At 47.8% G+C, this 16,038-nt stretch carries 16 protein-coding genes; 12 read left to right on the top strand and 4 right to left on the bottom strand.

From position 1 onward, the window contains the following. Positions 1–43: 43 nt before the first annotated feature. Positions 44–943 carry a helix-turn-helix domain-containing protein gene (locus tag HMPREF1548_RS04610; RefSeq protein ID WP_021634627.1) on the bottom strand — a complete coding sequence of 300 codons (900 nt, stop codon included), beginning with the start codon at positions 941–943 and terminating at the stop codon, positions 44–46. A gap of 362 nt (positions 944–1,305) precedes the next feature. Between HMPREF1548_RS04610 and HMPREF1548_RS04605 the strand changes: the two genes are divergently transcribed. The 12 genes from HMPREF1548_RS04605 to HMPREF1548_RS04550 all read left to right on the top strand — a co-directional run bounded on the left by HMPREF1548_RS04605 (position 1,306) and on the right by HMPREF1548_RS04550 (position 14,482). Next, complete coding sequence (locus tag HMPREF1548_RS04605) at positions 1,306–1,545, top strand: HPr family phosphocarrier protein (RefSeq protein ID WP_021634625.1); 240 nt, start codon at positions 1,306–1,308, stop codon at positions 1,543–1,545. A gap of 365 nt (positions 1,546–1,910) precedes the next feature. Then, complete coding sequence (locus HMPREF1548_RS04600) at positions 1,911–2,633, top strand: tRNA threonylcarbamoyladenosine dehydratase (RefSeq protein WP_021634623.1); 723 nt, start codon at positions 1,911–1,913, stop codon at positions 2,631–2,633. Positions 2,634–2,837: 204 nt separating this feature from the next. Beyond that, positions 2,838–4,250: an MBOAT family O-acyltransferase gene (locus HMPREF1548_RS04595; RefSeq protein WP_035321046.1), complete on the top strand. Its 1,413-nt coding sequence runs from the start codon at positions 2,838–2,840 to the stop codon at positions 4,248–4,250. Positions 4,251–4,394: 144 nt separating this feature from the next. Then, positions 4,395–5,495 carry an alginate O-acetyltransferase AlgX-related protein gene (locus HMPREF1548_RS04590; protein ID WP_021634621.1) on the top strand — a complete coding sequence of 367 codons (1,101 nt, stop codon included), beginning with the start codon at positions 4,395–4,397 and terminating at the stop codon, positions 5,493–5,495. Positions 5,496–5,521: 26 nt separating this feature from the next. Next, a complete protein-coding gene (locus HMPREF1548_RS04585) occupies positions 5,522–7,153 on the top strand; it encodes a putative polysaccharide biosynthesis protein (RefSeq protein WP_021634620.1) in 1,632 nt (543 codons plus the stop codon). A gap of 223 nt (positions 7,154–7,376) precedes the next feature. Then, entirely contained in the window at positions 7,377–8,570 is a 1,194-nt protein-coding gene (locus HMPREF1548_RS04580) for a DUF3048 domain-containing protein (protein WP_051358317.1), read from the top strand. 41 nt (positions 8,571–8,611) lie between these two features. Further along, on the top strand, positions 8,612–9,397 hold the full coding sequence (locus tag HMPREF1548_RS04575; protein ID WP_021634618.1) for an adenosylcobinamide-GDP ribazoletransferase: 786 nt from the start codon (positions 8,612–8,614) through the stop codon (positions 9,395–9,397). Between the two features lie 308 nt (positions 9,398–9,705). Continuing rightward, positions 9,706–10,902, top strand: a complete 1,197-nt coding sequence (locus HMPREF1548_RS04570) for a pyridoxal phosphate-dependent aminotransferase (protein WP_035321042.1) — start codon at positions 9,706–9,708, stop codon at positions 10,900–10,902. Positions 10,903–10,954: 52 nt separating this feature from the next. After that, positions 10,955–11,821 carry a patatin-like phospholipase family protein gene (locus tag HMPREF1548_RS04565; protein WP_021634616.1) on the top strand — a complete coding sequence of 289 codons (867 nt, stop codon included), beginning with the start codon at positions 10,955–10,957 and terminating at the stop codon, positions 11,819–11,821. Between the two features lie 88 nt (positions 11,822–11,909). Beyond that, positions 11,910–12,746, top strand: a complete 837-nt coding sequence (locus tag HMPREF1548_RS04560) for an undecaprenyl-diphosphate phosphatase (RefSeq protein ID WP_021634615.1) — start codon at positions 11,910–11,912, stop codon at positions 12,744–12,746. Positions 12,747–12,750: 4 nt separating this feature from the next. Next, positions 12,751–13,281 (top strand): HAD family hydrolase, encoded by a 531-nt coding sequence (locus tag HMPREF1548_RS04555; protein ID WP_442876713.1) that lies wholly within the window; start codon positions 12,751–12,753, stop codon positions 13,279–13,281. A 268-nt stretch (positions 13,282–13,549) separates the two neighbouring features. Continuing rightward, complete coding sequence (locus HMPREF1548_RS04550; protein ID WP_021634613.1) at positions 13,550–14,482, top strand: alpha/beta hydrolase; 933 nt, start codon at positions 13,550–13,552, stop codon at positions 14,480–14,482. 118 nt (positions 14,483–14,600) lie between these two features. On the opposite strand, the gene HMPREF1548_RS04545 is transcribed toward HMPREF1548_RS04550, so the two are convergent. The 3 genes from HMPREF1548_RS04545 to HMPREF1548_RS04535 are packed head-to-tail and all read right to left on the bottom strand — an operon-like array spanning position 14,601 to position 15,755. After that, complete coding sequence (locus HMPREF1548_RS04545) at positions 14,601–15,026, bottom strand: hypothetical protein (protein ID WP_021634612.1); 426 nt, start codon at positions 15,024–15,026, stop codon at positions 14,601–14,603. Then, a complete protein-coding gene (locus HMPREF1548_RS04540) occupies positions 15,023–15,469 on the bottom strand; it encodes a LytTR family DNA-binding domain-containing protein (RefSeq protein WP_035321040.1) in 447 nt (148 codons plus the stop codon). The genes HMPREF1548_RS04545 and HMPREF1548_RS04540 overlap by 4 nt, the downstream gene beginning before the upstream one ends. Beyond that, positions 15,432–15,755, bottom strand: coding sequence for a hypothetical protein (locus HMPREF1548_RS04535; protein WP_035321038.1), 324 nt, complete (start codon positions 15,753–15,755; stop codon positions 15,432–15,434). Before HMPREF1548_RS04535 ends, HMPREF1548_RS04540 begins: the two co-directional genes overlap by 38 nt. Positions 15,756–16,038: the final 283 nt, after the last annotated feature.

Below are 16,038 nucleotides of genomic sequence, written 5' to 3'. Positions count from 1 at the left end.
AGCAGAAGGAATGGGAGGGTACTTGACTTTCCTTGTGATATTTTCAGGGAAGCTCTCTTACCGGCCTTGCTTCAATATAGCCCCGCCATCCCTGTGGATCCAGCTGGAAACGCGGCGCGGCTTCATCCGCCCATTCATAGCCGGACCGGGTGGGGTCATAGGTGTCGATGATCTGCGACAAATTTAATATCGCTTCCTCAAAGTGAAGATCATCATAAGGAGCGTTTTGAAACATCATCATTTTACATTCGGGCAGATCAATGAGATCAAAGCCCTCCGGGATCGTTCCTCCGTAGTCCTCCGGTAATTCAACGCCCTGTGCATAGCGTGAGGTACCGGGTGGACGCAGCGTGTCAGGAAGCCACAGGCCGACTGGTTCATACAGCGCCTCCTTGACGCTGCATAGCAGGCCCCATACATCGCAGCCATTTTCATTACTGTAGGAAAAATAGTCATCCGCCGACACGCCGCGTTTTAACAGCAGCTTTCTTTTGGGAAAATTGCGCACCTGTACAAAAAAGTCCCCGGAAAGCGGCGGTGCATCCTCCTGCATATCCCTGAGCCAATAATAATATTCCCGTATGGACCAGGGATGAAAAAGATAAATCGGCGGCGTATTTTTCTTATATTCATTCGGACTCATGCCGAACTGCCTGCGGAAGGCCCTGGTAAAGCCCTCATGGCTGTCAAACAAAAAATCCATCGCAACGTCAACCACCTTAATATCATTGTCCCTCAGCTCCATGGCCGCTTTGGAGAGACGGTACATACGGATATATTCAAACGGCGCCTTGCCGGTAAGCTCTTTGAAAATCCTGGCGCAGTGCCAGGGAGAATAGCCTGCGCTCTTTGCAAGCGCATGCAGCGTAATCGGTTCATCCAGATGTCCTTCGATATAGTTTTGCATCTGCCAAACCGCATTAATCTGTTCCCGGCTTTCCATGTGGTTTTCCTCCTGTTTCCCGTTATAAAGGGCATGGTTGTGTTATGAAAATGTAACTGTTTAGAGTTTTCGCTGTTTTATTTAATTTATCATTTGCATTTATGTTTGTCTTGACGCTGTTTGCCAAAATGGCGGCTGGACACTTTAGGACCAGGAGATATATGTTTTTAAAATGCGGATGCCGACGGAGGAGAGTCGGGGGCTGAAGCGGAAATGGCCACACCGCCCAGAATTACGGGAATAAGAAATTTTTTCCAATTCGTGTATAATTTTGAAAGCACAGGGGAAAACTTTAGCTACAATACCTGAAGGGCATTCCGGCGCCGGAAACGGCATGGAATGAAGAAAGAAAGGAATTCAGCATGGAATCAATAAAAATTCGTTTTGGAAATGCGGATGAAGTTTGGAAATTTGTAAATACCATCAGAAGATTTAACGGGGAATATGATCTGGCGGCAGGCAGCTATACGGTAGATGCCAAATCCATTCTGGGCGTCTGTGCGCTGGGAACGGGAAAAGCGCTGGATTTAAAGCTGGTGAACCCCAAAGGAGAAGAACAGCAGCTTCTGACGGCGCTGCATGAATACCTGGTGAGTAAATAGACTAGCCGGCAGGTTCCGGGTGTGGGGCTTGGGGACGGCTACATAGGGAGAAGATCGCAGAAAGAATACTGACTTATCATAAGAAACTTGAAATGCTGGAAAATATAGCGGACGGAAAGTAAAAATAAAATAAAAAAGCCAATTGCCAGCAGAATTACCCTGCTGGCAGTTTTCATGTCTTTTATCCGCATTTACCCCTTCCACTCACTTTTTATGTATTCATAGACAGATTTCCAGAGAGAATGTTATAATAAAATGCCTTATTATATATTTTAAATTAAGTCTTCGCATATGCCGGATATCTTTTGCCCCGTTGTTCAGTAAGCTTCCGGCGCATGCGGAGTCCGAACTGCGGAGGAAATGCCATGCAGGAACAATTCACAAGAACCGCCCTTCTTCTGGGAGAGGAAGGAATTCATAAATTAAACCGATCCCGCGTTGCCATATTCGGCATCGGAGGCGTGGGGGGATATACCGTGGAAGCGCTTGCAAGAAGCGGTGTAGGCCATTTTTTGCTGGTTGACAACGATAAGGTGGCGCTTTCCAACCTGAACCGCCAGATCATCGCCACCCTGGACACCGTGGGCAGATACAAGACGCAGGTGATGAAGGAACGCATCCTGTCCATCAATCCCGAGGCCGAGGTGGAGACAAGGGAATGCTTTTTCCTGCCGGAAAATGCGGAGGAGTTTGATTTTTCATCCTTTGACTATGTGGTGGACGCGGTGGACACCGTGGCGGCCAAGCTGGAGCTTGTTGTCAGGGCGAAAAAAGCAGGCGTGCCGGTTATCAGCAGCATGGGAGCCGGGAATAAGCTGGATCCCACCCGGTTCGAAGTGGCGGATATTTATCAGACAAGCGTCTGCCCTCTTGCCCGGGTCATGCGGCGTGAACTTAAGAACAGGGGCATTAAGGAACTGAAGGTGGTATACTCCAGGGAAGAACCCCGCACGCCTGCCAAAAGCCCTCTGGAGGAGGACAAAGCCTCCGTAAGGCGTTCCATTCCCGGCAGCACGGCCTTTGTTCCCAGCGTGGCCGGGCTGATTGCGGCAGGGGAAGTTATTAAGGATCTGACAAAAAGACTTTGAAAAAACTCCCTCACCGTATATAATAAGAAAAGATAGTATTACAGGACAGTGAAAAGTTTCAGAAAATACGGGCAATACAAAAGAAGAGAAAGGTATCTTTTCAAATAAAGCAGCGGCGCAAAGTGGACAGCCATTACCGGAGGCGGACTGTTTTTTTCCCCGGAGCTGCGGAGAAGCTGGAAAGTTACCGATGGAGAATAAATAATGGTATTCAGTTCAATGATATTTTTGTGGGCATTTCTGCCCATCGTGTTTATACTGGATAAAATCGCGGGGAAGAGCAGGAAGCTACAGAACCTGATATTACTCGCGGCCAGCCTGGTATTCTATGCCTGGGGAGAGCCCAGATATATGTGGCTGCTTCTGGTTTCCATACTGGCCAATTATGTGCTGGGGCTGGTGATGGATAAGACGCAGACGGTGGGAGCAAGGCGCACCGCCCTTATTTTGGGAATCCTGGCAAACCTGGGAATCCTGGGATATTATAAGTATTTTAACTTTTTCATCAATACGCTGAACAAGGTTGCAGGCAGGGAGCTGCTGTCCATGAAGGATATCGCCCTGCCTTTGGGCGTGTCCTTTTTTACCTTCCAGGCCATGTCCTATCTGATCGATCTATATAAGAAAAAATACGGCGCCCAGAAAAACATCCTGAATATGGCTCTGTATTTTGCGTTTTTCCCCAAGATTACCCAGGGCCCTATTGAAAAATACAGGGATTTTGAAAAACAGCTCACCGAAAGAAAGCAGAGCCTGTCCCTGATGGGAGAGGGTATCCGCCGTTTTGTATACGGTCTGGCGAAAAAGGTGATTATTGCGGATGCGCTGGGATCCTGCGTGGACCGGATTTATGGTCTGGATCTGGCAAATGTGAACGGCGTGCTGGCATGGATTGCCATTATTTTTTATTCCCTTCAGCTTTATTATGATTTTTCCGGATATTCCGATATGGCGGTGGGACTTGGGAAGATGTTCGGCTTTACCCTGGTGGAGAACTTCAACTACCCTTACATTGCCTCCACGATTACGGATTTCTGGCGCAGATGGCATATTTCCCTCACCTCCTGGTTCAGGGAATACCTGTATTTCCCATTGGGCGGCAACCGGAAGGGCAAGTTGCGCACCTACATTAATATCTCCATTATTTTCGTGGCCACGGGACTGTGGCATGGAGCCAGCTGGGACTTTATCTGCTGGGGTGTTTTCCATGGCTTTTTCATGGTGCTGGAGCGCCTGGGGCTGGGAAAGCTTCTGGAGAAAACAAAAGTAATCAAGCATGTTTACACGATACTGGTGCTCTGTGTGGGCTGGACCTTCTTCCGGGTGGGAGACGTGGGGCTTACGCTGCAGTATCTGAAGCGCATGTTCCTTCCCTGGATGTATACGGCGTCCGGTTTTGCGGTGCAGGAGCTGGTAACTAACAGGGCCTTTTTCCTGGCGGCCTGCGGTATCCTGGGCTGCGGCGTACTGCAGAAGTGCGCGGTGAAAATCAGCCCCCGGGCGGAGAAATTTAAAAACAGTACGGCAGAGCTGATTTTCTGCATGCTGCTTCTTGCCTACAGCGTTATGCTCATGGTCAGCAGCACCTACAGCGCATTTATTTACATGAATTTTTAACTGCAGTCCGTACATTGCAATTTTTAATGGCAGCCCATATGAGTGCAATTTTAGTGGCGGCCCGTATGATTGCGATTATTAGCGTCAGTCTGTGTGACAGCAGTTTCTGACAGCGGTTTTTGCTGAAAATGGAGGAATGGCTACATGACGAAAAAGAAGGCGGCGGTGTGGATAATCCTGTTTGCCCTGATGATTATAGGCCCCAGGGTTGTCTACTATTTTGCAGAGCCTCATATATCCGAAGAAAATACGGAAAACAGGCAGCTTGCCGAGAAGCCGGCGCTGACCAGAGACAATCTGCACAACTATGCATCCCAGTACAACAGCTACTATAACGACCACCTGGCTTTCCGGAGCCAGATGATAGAAGCCAACAGCATCCTGAACATGAAGCTGTTCGGCGATTCCTCCTCCGCCAGTGTGGTGTTGGGAAAAAATGACTGGTTATTTTTTACAGATGAGGGAAGTATTGAGGATTATAAGGGAACGAACCTGTACACCCAGGAACAGCTGGATGTGATAAAGGACAACATCCTGAGCACCAAAGCTTATCTGGAAGCCAGAGGCATAGAGTTTATTCTCATGATCCCCTCCAATAAGGAAGACATTTATTCCGCCCAGCTGCCGGATTATATCAGGAAACGGGGGGAACTGACCAGGGCGGAGCAGGTGATTAATTATCTGCGTGAGGAAACGGGCGTGCGCATCGTTTATCCCAGAGAGGATTTGATGGCTTATAAGGATCAGTACGATCTTTACTGGCATTATGATACCCACTGGAATTATCTGGGCGGCTATATCGGCGCAAAAGCGCTGCTTCGTGAGCTGGGTGTGGAAATTGCGGACGTTGAGGATCTGACGATCTCGCAAAATGACTTCTCAGGCTACGACCTTGCGAATATGATGAATCTGAAGAACTATTATAAAAAGAACAAGCCCGCGGAAGTAAGCTATGATGTGACGGGCTACGCCACCAACAATCTGTCGGTGATCCAGGCCATCGACGCCACGGAGCTGATTTACCAGTCGGAGGCGCCGGATCCAAGGCGGCTTTTCCTGGTGAGGGACTCCTTTGCAGGCGCTATGGCCCCTGTGCTGGCATCCAATTTTTCCTACAGCTATATGCCCCATTGGAACGGATGCTTTGAACAGTCAATGATCGATGAGCAGCAGCCGGATATATTCGTATATGAGGTTGTGGAAAGAAGGCTGGATGCGCTGCTTACCTTCAGGCTTTCGGAGTAAATGCATTCTGGTCAGGTGATTAATTTATGGGTAATAATAAAAAAAGCAACAGCTTTGTCATGCAGGCAGGGATCCTGGCGGCTGCCGGAATCATCTGCAAGGTCATTGGAATTTTATACAGAAGCCCGCTGGCTGCCGTTATCGGGGATGAAGGAAATGGTTATTATTCTTCCGCTTATGAGATTTATACCATCATACTCCTAGTATCCTCCTACAGTATCCCCTCGGCCATTTCCAAGGTGATTGCCCAGAGGCTGGCGCTGAGGGAATACAGGAACGCCCAGAAAATTTTCCGCTGTGCCATAGGCTATGTGGTAGTCGTGGGCGGCCTGGCCAGCCTGTTTACCTTCTTTGGCGCGGGAATCCTGGTGGGCGGCAATTCCGTGCCGGTGCTTCGTATTTTTGCGCCCACCATATTTTTCTCCGGGCTTCTTGGCGTGCTGAGAGGTTATTTCCAGGCACACGGAACCATGGTGCCCACCTCATTTTCCCAGATTGTGGAACAGATACTGAATGCGGTGGTCAGCATACTTGCGGCATTTCTTCTGATTAAGGCGGTTGCCGGGAAGGATACCACCACGCAGGCTGTATTCGGCGCTTCGGGAAGCGCCATAGGTACCGGGGCAGGCGTACTTATCGCGCTGCTGTTCATGTTTGGGATATTCCTTCTCAACAGAGAATATATCAATCAGAAAACAAAAAGGGATCGTAGCTCCCAGCTGCTCACCACAGGGGAGGTGTATAAAATCATCATCACCATGGTGACGCCGGTAATACTGAGCACCTTTATCTATAACTGCAACACTTCCTTAAACCTGACCATTTACACCAGGATTATGGAGCATGTAAAGGGTTTCAGCGAGGTGGAGGCCTATACCCAGTACGGCCTGTTCAGCGGTAAGGCAAAACAGATCGCCAACATCCCCATCGCCATCGCCTCCGCCATGTCCTCGGCAATGATACCGGGCATTTCAGGAAGCTTTGCCCAGGGGGACATCGCGGGAACCAACAGACGGATCGGGACGGCGATAAAAACAACCATGTTTCTTTCCATTCCCTCTGCCGTAGGCCTTGCGGTGCTGGCCAAGCCGGTCACACTGCTTTTATATCCCCAGAAGGCTTCTGTGGATATGGTATCCTGGCTGCTTGCGGCACTGAGCATCAGCGTGGTGTTCTACGCCCTTTCCACTATCAGCAATGCGGTGCTCCAGGGGATCGGCAAGGTGAATCTGCCCGTAGTCAATGCGGCGGTTGCCCTGGTAATCCAGACTGTGGTTCTGGTTCCGCTGCTGCTGGCGACGGATCTGGGACTTTTTTCCCTGGTCATCGCCACCGTGCTTTATTCTCTTTTAATGTGCATACTCAACGGCTTTTCCGTAAGGAAGGAACTGAAATACAGGCAGGAGATAATAAAGACCTTCCTGCTTCCCGGCTGGTCCGCAGTGATTATGGGGGCGGCGGCCTTCGGCGTGTATCATGGCCTGTATTTGCTGATCCATATTAACGTGATCTGCCTGGCGGCGGCTATCCTTGTGGCGGTTCCGATATATTTTGTGCTGACCATCAAACTGGGAGCTGTTGGAAGAAAAGATCTTCTGGCCCTTCCCAAAGGAGCGCTTCTGGTCAGGGCAGCGGAAAAATGCCGTCTCATTCATTAAGATTTTCATAAAATACTGGACTTTCACAACCTCGCGGAGTACAATATCATAGACTTTACAGGCATTCCGGTTTCCAGCCGATGCCTGATTTACAGAAATTGCAGGAACCGGGCGGTGCAGATAAATGCTGCGCCGGTTCTGTTTGTATTTGCCAGATGATGCAGGCCAGGCGGCGGAAAGTGTTGCGGCTGCCGGTCAGTTTTGTTTTTTACAGGAGAGACGAATGAGAAAATTCCGGACAGATGGAAAAAGGTTGCATAAAACCGCTGTTTTTTTCAGCGCACTGATATTGGGAGCGGCGCTTCTGACAGGCTGCGGAAAGAAAACGGAGCCTCCGCAGGAATCGGAAACGCAGACAAAACAGGAGACGGTCAGCGCCACCGAACAGGCGAAAGCGAATGAAACGGGTGCTGTGACTAATACCCAGCAGGCCGCCCTGGTGGAAAATGACGGACAGCACAGCTATCTTACCGGAGAAAAAATGGATCCGGAACAGGTAAAGCAGAGGCCGCTTGCAGTCATGCTTAACAATATTCTGGAAGGCTGCCCCCAGACAGGGACTTCGAAAGCCTCCATTATCTATGAGGCTCCGGTTGAGGGCCGTATTACAAGGCTGATGGGCCTTTTTGAAAATTATGGGGACATGGACAAAATAGGATATATCAGAAGCAGCCGGGACTATTTTGTATACTGCGCCCTGGAATTTGACGCCATTTATGCACACTTCGGACAGGCAACCCCTTATGTGGGCGAGCTTCTCAACAGTGATCGGGTGGACAATATCAGCGGCCCCGTTGCCGGGATTAACCATCCTGCGCCCAATACTTTTCTTCGTACAACGGAAAGAAAAATGCCCCACAATGTCTATCTGGACATTAAAGGCCTTCAGAAAGACATTGATAAAATGAAATACAGCCGTACCTACCATGATGCGCACAAGCCTAAATTTGCCTTTGCAGCAGACGGGCAGAAGCCGGACAACAGCAAAGGAAAAACTGCGGAAATGTTGTATCCGGGCGGAAAGGAAAAAGACCAGCCCAACGGCTACAGCAAGGTGCAGGCCTGGTTTGAATATAATGAAGAAGACGGAAAATATTACCGCTACCAGTACGGCGGCCCCCATATTGATGAAAGCACCGGAGAACAGCTTGCCTTTGACAATGTTATTTTCCAGTACTGCTACGGTGAGGTGCGCGATGAAAATGATTATCTGGCCTTTGGCTGCCACGGTGACAACGGCATGAAGGTTCAGGTATTCACCCAGGGGAAAATGACGGAAGGCACCTGGTCCCGCTACGCGGATACGGATCCTGCCTATTATGTGGACGAAAATGGTGATCCTATCGTACTCAGCCAGGGAAAAACCTGGATTTGCCTGATTTGGGATCAGTATGCGGATGATGTTGTAATAGAGTAATCAGAGTGACAGACTGCACGAAAGAGAAAGGACCAAAAAGCATGAAACAGGTTTGGAACAGCTTCAGACTCGCTTTTTCCATGTACTCCGTGGTGCCTGCGCGCCAGGTGGAAAAAACAAAGGATAACATGAAATATATTTTGTGTTTTGTACCGTGGGTAGGAGCCATCATTGCTTTCCTGATCACAGAATGGCGGATAGTACACCCCTATTTGCTGGATTATGAGTTCCTCCGGTCTGTTGTCTGCGTGATGATCCCGCTCCTTCTTTCCGGCGGCGCATATATGGACGGCTTTTTCCGCACTGTGGACGCCCTGTCCTCCCATCAGCCCAGAAAAGGCAAACTGGAAATCCTTCAGGATTCCCACAGCGGCTATTTTGCCATCATCACCTGTGTCAGTTATTTCCTTATCATAGTAGGACTTTGGAGTGAAATGCCCATAGACGGATGGCCGGTGGTTTCTCTCGGCTTTATTCTTTCCCGTTCTCTCTATGGCCTGTCCATCATCTGGTTCCGTCATTCCCAGACCAGCAAATGCACGCTGTATGTACCTGAAGGCAGAACCAAGCTCATAGTGGCGGCTGTCCTGATCCTTTATATCGCTGCCTGTGCTTTTTTTATGCTGCGGATGAATCTTGTGGTAGGCATCGGCTGCCTCGCAGGGGCTCTTATCGCATTCCTCTATTATTGCTGGGTGGCCTTTAAACACTTCGGCGGCATCACCGAAGACATTGCAAGCTTTTTCGTCCAGGTATGCGAAATCCTGATCCCTTTGGTAGCCCTGCTGATTTACCGCATGCCGATGGATTTAAATAATTATCTGTAATTTTTCATCGACAACGAAACAACCGGCTGCCATAACGTTACAGCGAAATAATTTTTAGCTATTATTTGGGAAGAAGAGATTTTCTGATAAAAATAAATTTAAATTTAGGCCTGAGTCATGTTTTCAGCATGTTCAGGCTTTTTTAATATACTTTGCAGTTAGAGTTGGGGGTGGAAGGCGCGGGCTTCTCCGGGGGGCAGGGGCTGTGGAAGGGGGCGAACTTTAACCTTACAAACTGTTGTAACAAATACCCCGCATGTGTTACAATGGTCAGGATGAAAAGCCAAGAGGCGGTTTGGAGGGAAATTATGGTATCAGAACAGTATAGAGCCATGCTGGGCGGCAAATCTGTGATTCGGATTTTGTCGGAGTTTGCGACGAAGCGTGGGGAAGAGATAGGATATGACAATGTATTTGATTATAGCCTGGGGAATCCGTCCGTTCCTGTTCCGGAGGAGTTTACGGAGTGTATGATAGAGATGCTTAAAAACAGCGATCCATGTTCGCTGCATGGCTACAGTCCCAGTCTGGGAATACCGTCTGTGAGGGCGGCTATTGCCGCTTCCCTGAACGAAAGATTCGGTATGAATTACGGTCCGGAGCATATTTTTATGGCCTCCGGTGCAGCAGGAGCGCTTGCCCATGCCTACAGGGCGGTAACAAAGCCGGGCGATGAAATACTGACATTTGCTCCTTATTTCCCTGAATATAATCCTTATGTGAATCTTACCGGAGCTGTGCTGAAGGTGGTGCCTCCGGATACGGAGAGTTTTCAGATAAATTTTGATGCCTTTGAAGAAATGCTGGGTGAGAAGGTAATGGCTGTTCTTATCAATACGCCCAATAATCCTTCAGGCATTGTATATTCCGAGGAAACTATCCTGCGGCTTGCGGATATACTGAGAAAGAAAGAGCAGGAGTACGGGCACGATATTTTTATTATATCCGACGAGCCTTACAGGGAGATCGTGTTTGCCGGCGTTAAGGCGCCTTATGTGTCACGTTATTACGCGAATACCATCTCCTGTTATTCTTATTCCAAGTCTCTTTCCCTTCCCGGCGAGAGAATCGGCTATGTGGCGGTAAATCCTGCCTGTCCTGATGCGGAAGTGATTGTGAACATGTGCGGGCAGATTTCCAGAGGGATCGGCCATAATTGTCCTCCTTCCATCATCCAGCTTGCAGTGGCTAAGGTGCTGGATAAAACGGCGGATCTTTCCGTCTATGAGACCAACATGAACCTTCTGTATGATTGCCTGATCGGGCTGGGCTTTACCTGTGTGAAGCCAGGCGGAACCTTTTACATATTCCCGAAGGCTCTGGAGGAGGATGCGAAAATTTTCTGTGAAAAGGCGCTGAAATACGATTTGATTCTGGTTCCGGGGGATACCTTTGGATGTCCCGGATATTTCAGGATGGCTTACTGTATTGAAACGGAAAAGGTGGAGCGTTCCCTGGCTGCCCTGAGAAAATTTGTGGCGGCGGAGTACGGAAACATCGGTTAGTATCGGATAATTTGCGTAAAGCGGCAGCAAATTTGACTTGGAGGTAGACAGTATGTATCAGGCCGGACTGGTTCTGGAAGGCGGTGGGATGAAAGGAATTTATACCGCCGGAGTCCTGGATTTTTTCATGGATCAAAATATTGAGTTTTCCAGCTGTTATGGAGTGTCCGCAGGCGCATGCCATCTGTGCAGCTATCTGTCGCGCCAGCGGGGCAGGGCTTATGATATCAGCGTGGATTATCTGGATGACGCACATTACTGCAGTGCGCGCAATGTGCTGACCACAGGGGATCTTTTCGGGGTAAAAATGTGTTATGACGCTATCCCAAACGTTCTGAATCCTTATGATTATGATGCTTTTAATGCTTATCAGGGCAGAGCGTATGCGGTGGCTACCAATATTGAAACCGGTCAGGCGGAATACCTGCGTCTGAAGGATATGCATAAAGATATCATCGCGGTGCGGGCCTCCGCGTCCCTTCCGCTGGTATCGAGAAATGTGAAAATCGGGGATAAGCTGTATCTGGACGGCGGTCTCTCCGACAGCGTGCCTATCATGCATTCCATTGTGGACGGCAACCGTAAAAATATTGTGGTGCTCACCAAGGAAACCGGCTACCGGAGGAAGCCTTCCGGCCATCTGGGACTGGTAAAGGTGCGTTATGCCAGGTATCCCAAAGTTTACGAGCTGATGGCAAACCGGCATGTGGCCTATAACCGGATGCTGGATTATCTGGATGCCCAGACAGCAAACGGCCAGGCTTTTGTTATCCGTCCGAAAAGGGCCAGCGGTATTGGCAGAATAGAGAAGGATAAGGAGAAGCTGCGTCTGCTTTATGAGGAAGGCTATGCAGATGCCCGGGAGTGCTTTGAGGATATGCTGCGTTATCTGGAAAACGGTGACAGCGTGCAAAGATAGGCGGCGGAGTTTTCGGAAAATGAAAACAGGCTGTCTGTTTGGCCGGTACGTCCGGCGGACAGCAGCAGTATAAAAATTGGAGAATGATATGATCGAAATTTTAAAAGCGGTTTTGTTTGGAATTGTGGAAGGTATTACGGAGTGGCTGCCCATCAGCAGCACGGGACATATGATACTGCTGAATGAATTTGTTACGCTGGATGTATCTCCTGAATTCTGGGAAGTATTCCTGGTAGTGATTCAGCTGGGGGCGATCCTGGCGGTGGTGGTTTTGTTCTGGAATAAGCTGTTCCCCTTTGATTTTTCAAAGCGGCGTAAGAAAAACGGTATTATCAAAACGGATATTTTTGTCATGTGGTTCAAGGTTCTGGTGGCCTGCATCCCTGCCATGATTTACGGCATACTCCTGGATGATCTGGTGGAGCCGTATCTGTATAATGCCACCACGGTGGCCATTATGCTGATTCTGTTCGGCGTGGCTTTTATTGTAATTGAAAACTGGAATAAGGGAAGGAAGCCCCGGATCAAAAGCCTGGCGTCCCTGACCTATCGGGATGCCCTGATTATCGGCCTGTTTCAGCTTATCGCCGCGGTGTTCCCCGGCACCTCCCGCTCCGGCGCAACCATCGTGGGCGCGCTGCTCATCGGTGTCAGCAGGGTGGTATCCGCGGAATTCACCTTTTTCCTGGCGATTCCCGTCATGTTCGGCGCAAGCCTTCTGAAGCTGGTGAAATTCGGGCTCGGCTTCAGCATGACCGAAGCGTCGCTTCTGATTATCGGCATGGTGGTGGCTTTTGTAGTGTCCATGGGTGTGATTTCCTTCCTCATGGGATATATTAAAAAGCATGACTTCAAGGTTTTCGGCTGGTACCGTATCGTGCTGGGTATTCTGGTGCTGCTGTATTTTTATGTGATTGCTGCGTAAATTTGTGGTGGCCTGGGTTAAGACTGAAATTACGTCTGACATAATTTTTAAAGAAATTATGTCAGCGTGGGATTGTTTAAACGCGGATTTGCATGCCATGAAATCCGCGTTTTATTCATTCTTTCAGGCAGACGCCCATCCATTTCCTGAAGCAATTGAAACATTAAAAGGATTGAAAAGCAGGGGAATAAAAACAGGAATATTGACCGATGTTGCTTATGGAATGGATAACGAGTTCTCTTTAAAGGACTTTGCAATGCTTACTGGTTATATTGATTTAATTCTGACTTCTGTAGATGTAGGCTGCAGAAAACCATGTAAAGAAGGATTTTTGAAAACGGCAGAGTGTTTTAATATACTGCCAAACGAAATGATTTATGTGGGAGATGAAGAAAAAGATATAGTTGGGGCAAACAATGTCGGGGCGGTTTCAGTGTTGATTAATAGAAGCAATGCTGTTAAGACATTTAACCAGAACTATACGATAGACTCCCTCGATAAGCTTTGTGGAATAATTGATACATTAAACTTATGAGAAGGAATGTTGAAGATAAAAAAAGTTTCATTATAATATCCTGATTATTTGAACGGCAAATTAGAAATTTGTTATTTTGGTGCAAATTTACTTGCACATATTAAATCTAAAATAAAAAACAACCTTTAAGCAGGGGGGTAAATTGCCCCTCCGGATGGACAAAAGTGTGATATAACCGATGGGATTTATGGGAAAAATGAAGTGTAGAAGGCTGGCGAGTTGCTTTAATAGCCCAGGACGGACGAATTTGTATTTGGAGAACACATAGATGAATTATACACATTTGATAGACCCGGAATTAAAAAGCATAGCAAAGAGGGTTCCGTATAATAAGTTCCTGATAAAGACAGCAAATATCTACCAGATGCTGGCTTTCAGATTAACAGGAATTCCCAGGGAAATTAATTGCAAATGGATAATAATACGGGAAAACGGCAGGTTACCGTTAAAGGTTGCAATATATGAACCTGCTTCAGCAGCGGATAAGCTTCCGTGTTTGTTATATATCCATGGCGGCGCGTTCAGTTATAAGGCGTCAGCCCATCATAAAAAGCTTGCCTGTATCTATGCATTGGAAGCAAACTGCAGGGTGGTCCTTCCGGATTATCATCTGTTGCCGGAGCATCCATATCCAACGGCATATCAGGATGTATTGTCCGTATATAAATGGCTGTTAAAGAATGCGGAAAGCCTGCTTATTGACAGAGAACTGATTGGAATCGCAGGAGATAGTTCCGGCGGGGCAATTGCTGCTGCGATTTGCAATGCATATGAAAAAGAAGCTTTGCCCATTCCCTGTGCACAGATGTTAATATATCCGGTGACAGATGCGTCCATGTCCACGAAATCCATAAAATTGTACTCTGATACTCCATTATGGAATTCCCAAAATAACAAAAAAATGTGGGAATTCTATTTAAAGAACGTAACAGGAGAAAACATCAGGAACGCATCGCCCATGCAGAATGTGTTGCCTCATAAGCTTCCGGATACGTACATTGAAACAGCGGAATATGATTGCCTGCATGATGAAGGAGTCTTGTATGCTGAAAGGCTGATGGAAGCAGGGGCGAAAGTTGAGTTGAACGACACAAAAGGCACAATTCACGGTTATGACTCGGCAATAAAGACACAAATTGCACAGAATAATATAGAAAAAAGGATTTTATTCTTAAAAAAGTGCTTTAGCAGCAGAAATTGACCCATACCCGGCAAGTTGCGAAATGGGAATTAAATGTACTGAAAGCGAGAGATATTTCCTGACTGAGTCTGGAAACTGCGGCCCTCTATTAGAAGCCGGGCGCAGTTTCGGACTTTTTTTATTGCCGCGGCGCATCTGACTGCATTTTAGCAATAAGCGCATTGATTTCATCCGCCTGCATACGCTGCAGCTTTCTGAAATAGGAAAATACAGCGGTTACAATTACTAAAAAAATCAGGGTGAAAATAATAAGCTGCCTGGCTGATAAGGAATGCCAGAAAATGATTCGGAATACTGCCAGGTTTACCACATACAAAATCAAGGACTCTGTAATGCAGTACTGCCTCCATGTCCTGAATTCAACATGATCCAGGGCAATATCCACCCCCTGGCACAGCAATATGATCAGAAACAGGACCAGGACGGTGAAATCATACCCTTCGGTATCAATACCGCTCAGCAGATTCAGGGCGGCATTGGCAAGAAGCAGCAGGGTAAAACAGATACAGGTGGACGGCACCCGTACGGTCAGAAAATTTTTCATACATTTGCTCCTTTCAGCTTTTCCTTCAGAGGTTCGATATAATTTCGCGTAATTACCAGCTTTTCTCCATTTTGCAGGGTGGCCTCCAGCCGGTGGTTGTACAGCGGCCGCACACTTTGCAGGAAGCTGGTGTTGACCAGACAGCTTTTGCTGATCCTGGTAAAGGAAGTGCGGGAAAGGCGGGCCTCCAGGGAGGCCAGAGTCTCCCGGCAGTAGTACACCTCTTTCTCCAGATAAAGATAGGTTCTTCCATCTGCGGAATCCATAAAAAATATCTTCTCCAGCGGCAGCTGGAATTCCTTATCCTCCTGATAGCCCGTCAGGGAAAAACCAAATTGCCTGATATGTCCGGCCAGCTGCTCCAACCGGGAATCCATGCGTGCACAGCGGATGGTAATTTCAGTTTCAGTAATCTGACGATCCTGATGTATTATCAGCTTCATGGAACTTCCTCACAATTGCGTTAATAGGTATTAAAAATAACGTACATCTGTTCTTTTTTTCAATGCCCCGGAAAAACCGCCTGCCTTTCTTTTTCGTATAAGCTGCGAATTCTGCATTCTTCATACTTTTCCTGATTTCCTCCGCCTCCGATTTTTCCCCAGTCCGACAGATAATGCGCCCGTGAAACAGGAGCAGACAGCTGTCAGCCGGATTGCTGAAAAGGCTTAAATCGTGGGAAGATATCAGAAAGGTCACTTTATCCCTGCGTGCAGTTTCGTTTGCCATAGATTTCAGCGGCTCCTTTGCGCCGATGCATCCACTTCCTCGCTGAAAAATACATGATATTGTCATACACAGTATTTTTATAACGCAGTCCCCGTTCCCCGGCGGGAATAAATATGATATTTGTCATATAAAGTATAGGTCAGCCCTTCTTTCCTCTGGGATTGAGGTTATTATAGCTGGACAGCAGAGGAAATACAATGTGTCGCAGGATAAGATACCTTTGTGCACGACAAGATGCCATTTGGCTTATGTAAGGTTTGGATTTCTGATATTTTACATAGAT

The organism is Clostridium sp. KLE 1755, from assembly GCF_000466465.2.
Classification (GTDB): domain Bacteria; phylum Bacillota; class Clostridia; order Lachnospirales; family Lachnospiraceae; genus Eisenbergiella; species Eisenbergiella porci.
The sequence above is the reverse complement of the archived record's forward strand: the minus strand, read 5'-3'. Positions and strand labels throughout refer to the sequence as shown.

Coding starts and splice junctions, on each gene's coding strand:
- HMPREF1548_RS04610 (WP_021634627.1), bottom strand. CDS start 943: ATGGAAAGCCGGGAACAGATTAATGCGGTTTGGCAGATGCAAAACTAT.
- HMPREF1548_RS04605 (WP_021634625.1), top strand. CDS start 1,306: ATGGAATCAATAAAAATTCGTTTTGGAAATGCGGATGAAGTTTGGAAA.
- HMPREF1548_RS04600 (WP_021634623.1), top strand. CDS start 1,911: ATGCAGGAACAATTCACAAGAACCGCCCTTCTTCTGGGAGAGGAAGGA.
- HMPREF1548_RS04595 (WP_035321046.1), top strand. CDS start 2,838: ATGGTATTCAGTTCAATGATATTTTTGTGGGCATTTCTGCCCATCGTG.
- HMPREF1548_RS04590 (WP_021634621.1), top strand. CDS start 4,395: ATGACGAAAAAGAAGGCGGCGGTGTGGATAATCCTGTTTGCCCTGATG.
- HMPREF1548_RS04585 (WP_021634620.1), top strand. CDS start 5,522: ATGGGTAATAATAAAAAAAGCAACAGCTTTGTCATGCAGGCAGGGATC.
- HMPREF1548_RS04580 (WP_051358317.1), top strand. CDS start 7,377: ATGAGAAAATTCCGGACAGATGGAAAAAGGTTGCATAAAACCGCTGTT.
- HMPREF1548_RS04575 (WP_021634618.1), top strand. CDS start 8,612: ATGAAACAGGTTTGGAACAGCTTCAGACTCGCTTTTTCCATGTACTCC.
- HMPREF1548_RS04570 (WP_035321042.1), top strand. CDS start 9,706: ATGGTATCAGAACAGTATAGAGCCATGCTGGGCGGCAAATCTGTGATT.
- HMPREF1548_RS04565 (WP_021634616.1), top strand. CDS start 10,955: ATGTATCAGGCCGGACTGGTTCTGGAAGGCGGTGGGATGAAAGGAATT.
- HMPREF1548_RS04560 (WP_021634615.1), top strand. CDS start 11,910: ATGATCGAAATTTTAAAAGCGGTTTTGTTTGGAATTGTGGAAGGTATT.
- HMPREF1548_RS04550 (WP_021634613.1), top strand. CDS start 13,550: ATGAATTATACACATTTGATAGACCCGGAATTAAAAAGCATAGCAAAG.
- HMPREF1548_RS04545 (WP_021634612.1), bottom strand. CDS start 15,026: ATGAAAAATTTTCTGACCGTACGGGTGCCGTCCACCTGTATCTGTTTT.
- HMPREF1548_RS04540 (WP_035321040.1), bottom strand. CDS start 15,469: ATGAAGCTGATAATACATCAGGATCGTCAGATTACTGAAACTGAAATT.
- HMPREF1548_RS04535 (WP_035321038.1), bottom strand. CDS start 15,755: ATGGCAAACGAAACTGCACGCAGGGATAAAGTGACCTTTCTGATATCT.